Genomic DNA, 12,298 nt, shown 5'->3' with positions numbered 1-12,298 from the left:
CCGGGAATCCATCCTGAGGCGGTTGCTTTTTTTGGGGCATATTAAAGCTCGGCGAGCAATGCTTTCATCCGAACTGGAATTTCTTTGGTCAACTCCGTCCATGTGACGAAGGCGTCCGAAGCCCATGTATGCGGAATGTAATCGAACGAAGGCTGGAAGCTGAATTCGCGCAGATGCTTCTCAGAGCGCTCATCGATGTCATTACCGAATTTGAATTGTCCGCTGAACATTTCAGGTTCCAATGTGCCATCAACGCCGGCATCCGCTTGGCAGCAGCTTTCAACATTAGGCAGCAAGCGGAAAAAGTCCGCAATCGGAATCATCGCATGCTTGCCTGGCTGAACGAACAGCTTAACCTGGCCTTGCTCCGTCAAATTGCTGCGGTCCGGCAGCAGGCTGAGGAAGTATTGCCCGTGGAAGCTGGCTTCGGCAGATACGACTTGACCTTCATGGTCGAGGTATACCCATACATGCTCCAGATCGTAAATGTGCTGGATATCGTAGTCATAATAGATCGCATACTCAATGACGGTGCCTATACGGGACGTATCGAATTCGATGTTGCGATCGAATGAGGGAGATGGGCCAGGGGCATCGAATACGTTAACGCCTACGCGTATCGGCTGGAACGGCTCCAGACGATCCAGGTACAAAATCGGTGAAACTCGAAGCACAGTATCCCAATGCAATTGAGGATCGGAAATAGCCATGTAAGAAAATTCCTCCTTAATTTGTGATTGATTTGCGTAACGCTTATGTGTAAAATAAGGATTAAGCGCTTTACCTATTATTATAATATAAAGTGTATGTGTTTTGGAAGCGTTAATAAAAAAAGCGCTTAACTCAATAGTCGAGGAGGATACTATGAGCACAATCCGTTTAACAATGGCACAAGCCTTACTGAAGTTTCTCGATCAACAGTACATTTCCATTGACGGTGTGGAAACGAAATTCGTAGCCGGTGTGATGGGTATTTTCGGTCACGGCAACGTTACAGGCATTGGTGAAGCCTTGGAACGGAGCCCGGGCAACCTGGCATTCGTACAAGGCAAGAATGAACAAGGAATGGCGCACGCGGCAACGGCTTATGCCAAGCAATTGAACCGCACAAGCATTTATGCTTGTACGACTTCGATCGGCCCCGGCGCTTTGAATATGGTTACTGCAGCCGGTACGGCGACGGTTAACCGAATCCCGCTGCTTCTGCTTCCGGGAGACAACTTTGCATCCCGTCAGCCCGATCCGGTGCTGCAGCAAGTTGAAGCTGGACATGACTATACGATTTCGGCAACCGACTGCTTCAAACCTGTCAGCAAATATTGGGATCGCATCGTGCGTCCTGAGCAATTGATGACTGCGGCTCTTCAAGCGATGCGCGTATTGACGGATCCGGCTGATACCGGAACAGTAACGCTGGCACTGCCGCAAGATGTTCAAGCAGAGGCTTACGACTATCCGGCATCATTCTTCGACAAGCGTGTACATGTCGTAGATCGTCAACAGCCATCTCCGGATGCTGTGAAACGTGCGGTTGAGCTCGTTGCTACGAAACGCAAGCCGCTGATCGTAGCAGGCGGAGGCGTGCAATATTCCTTCGCAACAGAAGCGCTTGCTGCTTTTGCTGAGAAATTCGGCATTCCAGTGGCTGAGACGCAAGCTGGCAAAGGCTCATTGCCTTGGGACCACCCGCTGAATGTCGGAGGCGTTGGCGTAACTGGCTCATTGGCAGCTAACAAGCTGGCGAAAGAAGCCGACCTGATCATTGGTGTTGGAACGCGTTACTCCGATTTCACGACATCATCCAAATCGGCCTTCCCTCATCAGGATGTCCAATTCCTTAATATCAATATCAATCGCTCCGATGCGGTTAAGCTGGAAGGCACTGCGCTTTCAGGCGATGCGAAGGTAGCGATCACGCTGCTGACTGAAGCACTTGCAGAAGCGTGTTATGCTTCCGGTTATAAAGACGGCGAGATTGCAGCTGTCAATGCGGAATGGAATGCTGAGATTGACCGTTTGTACACGCTGGAGCGTGAAGACGGCTTTGTACAAACTCAAGCTCTTGGCGTCATTAACGAAACGATTGATAAAGATGCGGTAATCGTCTGCGCGGCAGGCAGCTTGCCAGGTGATCTTCAGCGGTTGTGGCGGGTTGGCTCGCCGGGCGGCTATCACATGGAATACGGCTTCTCTTGTATGGGTTACGAAGTAAGCGGCGCATTTGGCGCTGCGATTGCTGAGCCTAATCGTGAAGTTTACTCCCTCGTAGGCGACGGCAGCTACTTGATGCTCCACTCCGAGCTGGTAACAAGCTTGCAAGAAGGCAAGAAGCTGACCGTGCTGTTGTTTGACAACCACGGTTACCAATGCATTCATAACCTGCAGCGTGGCAACGGAAGCGACGGCTTCGGCAATGAATTCCGTTATCGTGAGCAACCGACAGGCGGCTATACTGGCGCACCGCTGCCAATCGATTTTGCAGGTCATGCACGCAGCTTAGGTCTTGCAGCGTACAAAGCGACTAACGCGGAAGAGCTTCGCGAAGCGCTGAAGCAAGCGAAAGCAGAGACGCGCACGACGCTGATCGAAATTCCGGTTCTGGCCGGCACGAATACAAGCGGCTACGAATCCTGGTGGAACGTTGGCGTTCCGGCTGTATCGGAAAGCGAAAAGGTTGTTGCTGCACATCACGAAATGAACAAAAAGCTGGCACAGGCGAAGGCCTACTAGAATTAGGAGGAATTAGAGATGGCGTTGTTTCCTTTTCATTTAGGCGTTCATCCGATCAACTGGGTCGGCGAAGACGTGAAGGAGCATGGCGATAGCACGACGTTCGAGCAAATCGTCGACGATATTCAGGCGCTTGGCCTGAAAGGAACGGAGATGGGCAGAAAGTTCCCGACTGATATCGAGGTTCTGAAGCAGGAGCTGGCGAAGCGTGATATCCAGCTCGTCTCCCAATGGAAATCGGTATTGTTCTCCGATCCGGCTTACCGTGAATCTGAGCTGGAAGCTTTCCGCAAGCATGCAGAGTTTCTGCAGCAAATGGGCAGTAAAGTAATCAGCACTTGCGAAGTGGGAGGCTCCTTGCATTTCGATCCGCGCCGGACGCCTAATGAGACCGAGATCATCCCTCTGGATGAAGCAGGCTGGGCAAGTCTGGTTGAAGGGCTGAATGCAGCGGGTAAAATCGCGCTGGAATACGGCCTTAAGCTGACTTATCACCACCATGGCGGTACAGCAATTGAAACGCCTGAGGAAATTGACAAGCTGATGGAACTGACGGATCCGAATGCCGTGTTCCTGCTGTTTGACTCCGGCCACGCACTCTATGGCGGTGCGGAGCCAGTTGAAGTACTGCGCAAGCATTATGACCGTGTTGCTTACATCCACTTGAAGGATGTTCGTACAGACCTGCTTAAGCAAGCGAAAGAGTCCGGCGTTGATTTCGTTACTTGCATCCGCAATGGCGTGTTCACCGTTCCAGGCACAGGCAATATTGATTTCCGTCCGATCGTAAGCGAGCTGCTGGATCGGAAGTATGACGGCTGGGCGCTGCTTGAAGGCGAACAGGACCCGGGCAAGGCTCCGGCGCGCGAATACGCAGCCAAAGCAATCGAGTACCTTAGCTCCTTAATTAGTGAGAAGGAGAGTGAATAAATTGTCTACTATTTCTTTCCCTACTGGCCGGAAGTTTGATTTCACGGCTATCGGCCGTCTTTGCATCGATCTCAATGCCAACGAGATCAACCGTCCGATGGAGCAAACGATGACGTTCACGAAATATGTTGGCGGTTCGCCGGCTAATATCGCGATCGGCATGAGCCGTCTGGGCAACAAAACGGCGTTCATCGGCAAAATTGCGGATGACCAAATGGGCAGATTCATCCAGAACTACCTCGAAAACGAAGGCATTGACACAAGCAACGTCGTGACCGATAAAACGGGTGCCGTTACAGGCCTTGCTTTTACTGAAATTAAAAGCCCGTCGGAATGCAGCATTCTCATGTATCGTGACAATGTTGCCGACCTGCTGCTCAATCCGCTGGAAGTAAACGAGTCGCTTATCGCAGACAGCAAAGCGCTGCTGATCTCCGGTACTGCTCTGGCTTCGAGCCCTTCGCGCGAAGCGGTATTCCTTGCACTGGATTATGCCCGCCAGCATGGTACGACGGTCATTTTTGATATCGACTACCGTCCTTATACTTGGGTTTCTCCTGAAGAAACAGCCGTATACTACAACTTGGCGGCTGAGAAAAGCGACATCATTATCGGAACGCGCGAAGAGTTCGACAGCATGGAGCGCTTCGAGAAAAACGTTGAGCACAGCGACCGTTATACGGCTACGAAATGGTTTGACTACAGCGCGAAGATTGTCATCATCAAGCATGGCAAAGGCGGTTCAATCGCTTATACGCCAGACGGCTCCGAGCACCGGGCGAAATCCTACCCTGCTAAAGTCGTTAAAACGTTTGGCGCAGGCGACTCTTATGCGGCTGGCTTCATCTACGGCATTATGTCGGGACTGACGCTTGAGAAAAGTATGGAATTCGGAAGCGCTGCTGCTTGTATCGTAATCTCCAGCCACAGCTGCTCGGATGCTATGCCGACAGTAGAGCAAGTTAAAGATTACATCGAACGTTGCAATCGCGGGGAAATTACAGCTAACTAAACTGTCTTTCATTTAATCGCTTTGCAAAATTTTCAACTCCAAGAAACGAGGGAATTACACATGACGACTACACTTAAAAACTGGATTGGCGGACAATGGGTCGAGGCAACTGGTGAAAAGTTCGATAACGTATATAATCCTGCAACAGAAGAGGTATTGGCACTAGTTCCGCTTTCCTCCGAAGCAGACGTAAACGCGGCTGTTGAAGCAGCTGGCAAAGCTTTCGAAAGCTGGGGTAAAACAGCAGTGCCTAAACGCGCCCGCGTATTGTTCAAATATCAACAGCTGCTCGTTGATCACTGGGAAGAGCTTGCTCGCCTGATCACAACTGAAAATGGCAAAAGCTATGCTGAAGCTTACGGTGAAGTACTTCGCGGCATCGAGTGCGTAGAGTTCGCTGCTGGCGCGCCAACACTCATGATGGGCAAACAGCTTCCTGATATCGCTACAAACCTGGAATCCGGCATGTACCGCTACCCAATCGGCGTTGTAGGCGGTATCTCGCCATTCAACTTCCCGATGATGGTTCCTTGCTGGATGTTCCCACTTGCGATCGCTTGCGGCAACACGTTCGTACTGAAGCCATCGGAGCGCACGCCGCTGCTGGCTAACCGTCTTGCTGAGCTGTTCCACGAAGCAGGCCTGCCGGCTGGCGTACTGAACATCGTTCACGGTGCTCATGATGTCGTTAACGGCATTCTGAAACATCCGAATGTAAAAGCAATTTCCTTCGTCGGCTCGCAGCCGGTTGCGGAATATGTGTACACAACAGGCACTTCGTACGGCAAACGCGTTCAAGCTCTTGCTGGTGCTAAAAACCACTCCATCGTTATGCCGGATGCGGATCTTAACCTGACAGTTAAAGAAATCGTCAGCGCAGCATTTGGTTCCGCAGGCGAGCGCTGCATGGCTTGTGCGGTCGTTATCGCTGTCGGTGATGTGGGCGACGAGCTCGTGCGCAGACTGTCTGAAGCTGCAGACAACATTACAATCGGCAACGGTCTGGAAGAGGGAACGTTCCTCGGCCCAGTTATCCGCGGACCGCATAAAGAAAGAACGATTGGCTACATCGAATCCGGCGAAACAGAAGGCGGAGTTCTCGTACGCGATGGCCGTAAAGACGAAGCGACTGCTTCTGCAGGCTATTTCGTAGGACCAACAATCTTCGATCAAGTTAGCTGCGAGATGAAAATTTGGAAAGACGAAATCTTCGCTCCTGTTCTGTCCGTAATGCGTGCAGCAACGCTGGAAGAAGCAATTGAGATCGCTAACCGTTCGGAATTTGCTAACGGCGCTTGCTTGTTCACTAGCAGCGGCGGCAGCATGCGTCAATTCCGTGAGACAATCGATGCAGGCATGCTGGGTATCAACCTTGGCGTACCGGCTCCTATGGCGTTCTTCCCATTCTCGGGCTGGAAAAAATCGTTCTACGGCGATCTTCATGCGAACGGCAACGACGGCGTAGAGTTCTACACTCGCAAAAAAATGGTAACGGCTCGCTGGTAGTCGCTGCATAACCTTGGAGGCTGATCCGAAATGACATTAGTATCAATGACTGACATGCTTCGCACGGCCAATAAGGGCGGCTATGCCGTCGGACAATTCAATTTGAACAATCTTGAATTTACGCAAGCTATCCTGACTGCCGCTCAAGAGGAAGCTTCACCGGTTATACTCGGCGTCAGCGAGGCCTACATCCCTTATATGGGCGGACTGCCTTACATCTATGGCATGGTAAATACACTGATTGACCATTATGGAATTACCGTACCAGTTGCTCTGCATCTGGATCACGGTTCTTCCTATGAGGTATGCATCAAGGCGCTTAAAGCAGGTTTTACTTCGGTCATGATCGATGCTTCTCATCATTCCTTGGAGACGAACATTCAGACGACGCTGCGTGTAACGGAGGCTGCCCATGTACTGGGCGCTTCTGTTGAAGCGGAGCTCGGCCGAATTGGCGGCCGCGAGGATGATCTGGAAGTGCTGGAGGCTGAAGCTTCCTATGCGGAAACAGCGGATTGCGTACGGATGGTGAAGGAGACGGGCATCGATTGTCTGGCTCCTGCACTAGGCTCCGTCCACGGCCCATACCGGGGACAGCCTAAGCTGGGTCTTGACCGGATGAAAGAAATCCATGCGGTTACGGGCTTACCGCTTGTCCTCCACGGAGGAAGCGGCATTCCTGAAGCAGAAATCCGTCAGGCTATCGCTTCAGGCACGGCGAAGATCAATGTGAATACCGACAACCAAAGCGCCTTTACACAGGCGATCCGGGAGTTTTTGAACAACAATCCGGAAACTTATGATCCAAGACATTATTTGAATCCGGCGCGCGAAGCGATTAAAGCTGCCGTGCGTGATAAAATGCGGCTGTTTGGCAGCACGGGACAAGAGAAGGGCGGACGAGTATGAAGAAGATTAGAATCGGCATTATTGGCGCCGGCAGAATCGGCAAAATCCATGCCGACAACTTGAGAAGACACCCGCAAGCAGAAATCGTTGCAATCAGCGACCTGTTTGCAACTCCTGAATTGCAGGCATGGGCCGATGAAAGAGGCATTGCCATCGTAACGAAGGACAGCAACGAGCTGTTGACCAACCCGGATATCGACGCGGTGTTCATCTGTTCTTCTACAGATACGCATGTTCCGCTTATTAAGCAAGCTGCGCAGCAAGGCAAGCATATTTTCTGCGAGAAGCCGGTTAGCATGGATATTCGTGAAACAGAAGCAGCGCTGGAAGAGGTTCGTAAAGCGGGCGTTCAACTGCAAGTTGGCTTCAACCGCCGTTTCGACCATAACTTCAAAGCAATCCGTGAGCATGTAAAAGCAGGTTCAATCGGTGAGACGCACCTCATTAAAATCACGTCCCGTGACCCTGAGCCACCGCCAGAGGCTTATATTAAAGTATCCGGCGGCATCTTCATGGACATGATGATTCACGACTTCGATATGGCTCGTTTCCTCTCGGGCTCCGAAGTTGAAGAAGTATACGCACAAGGCAGCGTGCTTGTTAATCCGGTATTTGGCGTACATGGCGATGTGGATACGGCGATCGTTACGCTTCGTTTCGCGAACGGCGCGCTTGGCGTTATCGATTGCAGCCGTAAAGCCGTTTACGGCTATGACCAACGTGCCGAAGTATTCGGTTCGAAAGGCTCTGTAGCCTCAACGAACGACCAGGCGAACACAGCTGTACTTAGCACAGAGCAAGGCGTTATTAGCGAGAAGCCGCTTCATTTCTTCCTTGAGCGCTACAACACGGCTTATATTGAAGAAACCGAGCAATTCATCAACGTGCTGCTGCAAGGCGGAGAAGTTTCTGTCAGCGGCGAAGACGCTTGCCAAGCGGAACGTATCGCACTGGCTGCGAAAATTTCCCTTCGCGACAACCGCAGCGTGAAGCTGTCGGAGCTTAAGTAATAGAAATAGAGAGGATGTAATCGAATGAGCAAATTGATCGTAAGCCCGCAGCAGCAAGCAGCGGGGACAGATCCGGTACTTTCGATTACTCCGGAATCGGCAGGCTGGGAGTATGTCGGTTTCGAAGTATACCAGTTGAATCCGGGAGATAAGCTTAGCCGTGAAACAGGCGGCAATGAAGTTTGCCTCGTCCTGCTGGGCGGATTGGCGAATGTGACGACGGCGAAAGAGTCGTGGAGCAATATCGGCCAAAGAATGAGCGTTTTTGAACAGACACCTCCATACTCCGTCTACGTTCCGAACGATGATCGTTACGAGCTGGAAGCTTTGACTAAAGTGGAGCTGGCTGTATGCGAAGCGCCGGGCAAAGGCAATTATGCTGCGCGTCTGATCGCACCTAGCGATGTTGGCGTCGAAGTTCGCGGCACAGGAACAACGCAGCGTTTCATTCACAACATTTTGCCGGAGCAAGAGGCAGCTGACAGCCTGCTGGTCGTAGAAGTGTTTACGCCGGAAGGTCATTGGTCAAGCTATCCGCCTCATAAGCATGACCGCGACGCGCTTCCAGAAGAGTCGTTCCTTGAAGAAACGTACTACTTCCATGTGAAGCCGGAGCAAGGCTTTGCGATGCAGCGTGTCTATACCGACGACCGCTCGCTGGATGAGAACCTGGCAGTGAAGGATGGCGAAGCGGTGCTTGTGCCGAAAGGCTATCATCCCGTTTCCGCGCCTCCGGGCTACGATGTTTACTATCTTAACGTGATGGCTGGTCCGCACCGGGTCTGGAAGTTCAATAATGACCCGGATCATGCATGGATCGCAACGAGACAACAGCCGTAATCTCCGTAACGATTTACAAATCGTTTGCAAATCGAGCGGATAAATCGGATAATATCCGGGTAAGGGGGCGTTTGCCTGTCCTTAACATCCGACGATAATGAGGTTGGGCATGAAAGCGACCACGATATATGATGTTGCCAAGGAGGCGGGCGTCTCCATAGCGACCGTCTCCAATGCGATAAACGGCAAGGGCAAAGTAAGCAAGAAAAAGCGTGACGAAATTTTCAAAGTGATGGAGCGTCTGCAATATCAGCCGAGTGTGATCGCCTCGGCTTTGATGGGCAAAAAGACGTATACAATCGGGCTGCTTATTCCCGACGTATCCAACCCCTTTTTCTCCGAGATTGCCCGTACGGTAGAGGATTTGGCGCATTCCGAAGGGTATAGCGTCATCGTCTGCAGTACGGATAACAGGGATGACCGAGTAGAGAAATATATTCGGCTTCTGGAGCAAAAAAGTGTGGATGGCATTCTAATCGGTACTGGAGTGGAGAATGCGGATATTTTGACGCAGCTCGCAGAAAAATCACTGCCGATCGTCATGATCGCAAGGGAAGCCGTTGCGATGCCGGTGCATAGTGTACTAACGGATGATTTCAAGGGCGGAGCGCTTGCTGCCGAGCATTTGCTAGGCGGCGGGCATCGCCAAATTGCAGTATTATCCGAGAATTTCAAGGTCACGAGCAGTTATGAGCGGGTCAGAGGCTTCAGATTCGCTTTGTTCGAGGCAGGTGTTGCCGTCGAGGATGAGAGCATTATTTCATGCGATTCCAGCATCAAAGACGGAAAACGGGCGGCAGCGGTACTAATCCGCGGGGAAAACCGTCCGTCGGCGATATTTTGCTGCAACGATTTGCTAGCAATCGGGGCATTGCAAGCCGCCAAAGAAGCAGGAGTAAGGGTACCGGAGCAGCTGTCGATTATCGGCTTTGACGATACAATCCTGTCTACCGTAACGAATCCGGCGCTTACAACCGTTGCCCAGCCTATGGACCAGATGGTCAAGCTGGCGTTCGACTTGCTGATTCGCAGCGCAGAGAACACGGATGAAATTAAGCAAAGGATCGTTATGCAGCCGGAGCTGATCGTCAGAGAATCGACAAGCACGCCGGCCAATTAAATGGGGGAAGGGTGTTTGGCACAATGGAAAAAAGATTGATCGTATTTTTTGATAGCGGAGACACAATTGTCGATGAATCAACTGAAGTAAGGGACGAAGAGGGAATTGTAATTAGCGCTGATTTGATTCCCGGCGCGGACGTTATGCTCAAAACGTTGGTTGAGAAAGGGTACACGCTGGCGCTGGTTGCCGACGGTGACGCGCAATCGTTTAAGAACGTATTCAAGCAGAACGGACTTTACGATTACTTTACGACCATGATCTATTCCGAAACTGTGAAAGCAACCAAACCAAGTCCTCGTATGTTCAAAGCCGCTGTCGGCGCATTGGACCTCTCTGAGGCTGATTACCCGCGCATCGTGATGATCGGCAACAACTTGAGCCGTGATATGAAAGGCGCGAATGCGCTGGGCATCACAAGTATCTTCCAAAGCTGGACGCCGCGCTACCCGCATACACCTGCTGATGAATCAGAGCGTCCAACCCACACAGTGAAGGAGCCGCTGGAGCTGATCGAGCTGCTTGATCGCTTGAATGCTGAGCTTGCTTAATTCATTGAACTGTCATACTGCACTTATACTTACAACATAATCGGATTGCTATTAAGCCTCTCAGGCCAACTGAGGGGCTTTTTGTTATGCCTTTAACTGGAGGGGAAAGGGTATGAGGGGAGGGGGTGATGGAAATAATGGAATCAACTTCATTGAGAAAGGGGCGACGATGGATGAATGGCTCCAATAGCAAAAGCAGCAGTGTAAAATTCAATAAGTACGACCCGGAATCGTTCATCAAAAGCATTCAGGAGATACTTGGCAATCCTCCCGATCTGAACCATCATCCATTCGCACTGACGCCTGACAGGCAAGGGCATTGTCTATTTATAAATACGCTAGTCGACAAAGGGAAAATTGAAGATACGATATTGCGGTTTTTCTCGGAAAACTTTGCAACAGAGGATGCCGTCAACTGGACGATGAATGAGCTGCGCTATCAAATTCCGATATCGAATTCATCGACGATCACGGATTTGAATGATTGCGTGCTAGCACTGATGGAAGGAAATTGCTTGCTGCTGCTGAAAGGCGAGGATGAAATTTTGCAGCTGGATGTGTCCATGCAATCGATGCGTCCGATTCCAAAGCCAGAGACAGAGATGACTGTACGCGGGCCGCAGGAAGCATTCAACGAGGATATGGCTACCAGTTTGAGCCTTATCCGCAAAAGAATCAAAGCAGCTGACTTACGGTTTGAACAATTTACGATTGGCTCCAAAACCGAATCGCGTGTCGTTATTGTCTATATGGAGGAGCTTGCGCCAACGGAAGTCGTTGAAGAATTTCGGCGGCGGTTGAATGCGATTAATACGGACAGCATTCTGGATGTTTCCTATGTTGAGGACTATATTTCTGATCGGACCTTTATCCCCATGCCGATGATGCAAAAGTCAGAACGGCCGGATGTTACCGTATCCCATCTGTTAGAGGGAAGGGTTGCTGTGATGGTGGACGGAAGCCCGCTTTCCTTGATCGGTCCTATTACCTTTTTTCAGTTTTTTTCCTCGCCGGAGGATTATTTTCAGCGTGCGGATATCGCAACCTTCATGCTGTGGATTCGCTTCATTTCTTTCCTGCTGGCAATCTTCGTTCCAGCGCTCTATATCGCCGTCACAATCTATCAGCAGAGCTTATTGCCTCCTTCACTGCTAATTAGCATTTCCGCGCAAAGGGAAGGTGTGCCGTTTCCGTCCTATATTGAAGCGTTTCTAATGGCGGGAAGCTTCGAAATTTTACGGGAAGCAGGTCTGCGCATGCCAAGAATCGCCGGACAGGCGATCTCTATTGTTGGGGCACTGGTACTGGGAGAGGCGGCCGTACAAGCCGGCTTGGTCTCGGCAGCGATGGTTATCGTCGTTGCGGTAACCGCCATTGCGAGCTTCGTGGCGCCTTACTATAACTTTGGCCTGTCGCAGCGGTTTCTGCAATATGCCTTCATGCTGCTGGCCTCCTTTATGGGGCTGTTCGGCATATTGTGCGGGGCGTTATTTGCAGTCGTTCATTTTGCTTCGCTGCGGTCATTCACCGTTCCGTTTCTAGCGCCAATCGCACCCACTTATGTTTCAGACTGGAAGGATGTGCTTGCACGCCGGGGACGGTCGAAAATTAAAACCTATCCAGCCATGAATCGGACGAAGCAGAAACGAAGAATTCCGTAAGATATGCCCCCACATACTAGACCCGGAGA

The 12,298-nt window shown here is 51.1% G+C and carries 11 protein-coding genes; 10 read left to right on the top strand and 1 reads right to left on the bottom strand.

Going from position 1 to position 12,298, the window contains the following annotated elements; all coding sequences use genetic code 11:
- Positions 1–41: 41 nt before the first annotated feature.
- On the bottom strand, positions 42–710 hold the full coding sequence (locus TY10_RS07625) for a hypothetical protein (RefSeq protein ID WP_042162212.1): 669 nt from the start codon (positions 708–710) through the stop codon (positions 42–44).
- Between the two features lie 154 nt (positions 711–864).
- Between TY10_RS07625 and iolD the strand changes: the two genes are divergently transcribed.
- The 10 genes from iolD to TY10_RS07575 all read left to right on the top strand — a co-directional run bounded on the left by iolD (position 865) and on the right by TY10_RS07575 (position 12,269).
- Positions 865–2,730 carry a 3D-(3,5/4)-trihydroxycyclohexane-1,2-dione acylhydrolase (decyclizing) gene (gene iolD / locus TY10_RS07620; RefSeq protein WP_042162211.1) on the top strand — a complete coding sequence of 622 codons (1,866 nt, stop codon included), beginning with the start codon at positions 865–867 and terminating at the stop codon, positions 2,728–2,730.
- 18 nt (positions 2,731–2,748) lie between these two features.
- On the top strand, positions 2,749–3,660 hold the full coding sequence (gene iolE / locus TY10_RS07615) for a myo-inosose-2 dehydratase (RefSeq protein ID WP_042162210.1): 912 nt from the start codon (positions 2,749–2,751) through the stop codon (positions 3,658–3,660).
- A 1-nt stretch (position 3,661) separates the two neighbouring features.
- On the top strand, positions 3,662–4,672 hold the full coding sequence (gene iolC / locus TY10_RS07610) for a 5-dehydro-2-deoxygluconokinase (RefSeq protein ID WP_042162209.1): 1,011 nt from the start codon (positions 3,662–3,664) through the stop codon (positions 4,670–4,672).
- 60 nt (positions 4,673–4,732) lie between these two features.
- Positions 4,733–6,178 carry a CoA-acylating methylmalonate-semialdehyde dehydrogenase gene (locus TY10_RS07605; protein WP_042162208.1) on the top strand — a complete coding sequence of 482 codons (1,446 nt, stop codon included), beginning with the start codon at positions 4,733–4,735 and terminating at the stop codon, positions 6,176–6,178.
- Between the two features lie 30 nt (positions 6,179–6,208).
- On the top strand, positions 6,209–7,087 hold the full coding sequence (gene fba, locus TY10_RS07600) for a class II fructose-1,6-bisphosphate aldolase (protein ID WP_042162206.1): 879 nt from the start codon (positions 6,209–6,211) through the stop codon (positions 7,085–7,087).
- Positions 7,084–8,097 (top strand): inositol 2-dehydrogenase, encoded by a 1,014-nt coding sequence (gene iolG, locus TY10_RS07595; RefSeq protein ID WP_042162203.1) that lies wholly within the window; start codon positions 7,084–7,086, stop codon positions 8,095–8,097. Before fba ends, iolG begins: the two co-directional genes overlap by 4 nt.
- A gap of 24 nt (positions 8,098–8,121) precedes the next feature.
- A complete protein-coding gene (gene iolB, locus TY10_RS07590; RefSeq protein WP_042162201.1) occupies positions 8,122–8,937 on the top strand; it encodes a 5-deoxy-glucuronate isomerase in 816 nt (271 codons plus the stop codon).
- Positions 8,938–9,046: 109 nt separating this feature from the next.
- Positions 9,047–10,057 carry a LacI family DNA-binding transcriptional regulator gene (locus TY10_RS07585; protein WP_042162199.1) on the top strand — a complete coding sequence of 337 codons (1,011 nt, stop codon included), beginning with the start codon at positions 9,047–9,049 and terminating at the stop codon, positions 10,055–10,057.
- A gap of 23 nt (positions 10,058–10,080) precedes the next feature.
- Entirely contained in the window at positions 10,081–10,608 is a 528-nt protein-coding gene (locus tag TY10_RS07580; RefSeq protein WP_042162197.1) for an HAD family hydrolase, read from the top strand.
- A gap of 173 nt (positions 10,609–10,781) precedes the next feature.
- Positions 10,782–12,269 carry a spore germination protein gene (locus tag TY10_RS07575; protein WP_052350427.1) on the top strand — a complete coding sequence of 496 codons (1,488 nt, stop codon included), beginning with the start codon at positions 10,782–10,784 and terminating at the stop codon, positions 12,267–12,269.
- The last annotated feature ends 29 nt before the right edge of the window (positions 12,270–12,298 follow it).

The organism is Paenibacillus gorillae (genome assembly GCF_000513275.1).
GTDB lineage: Bacteria > Bacillota > Bacilli > Paenibacillales > Paenibacillaceae > Pristimantibacillus > Pristimantibacillus gorillae.
The sequence above is the reverse complement of the archived record's forward strand: the minus strand, read 5'-3'. Positions and strand labels throughout refer to the sequence as shown.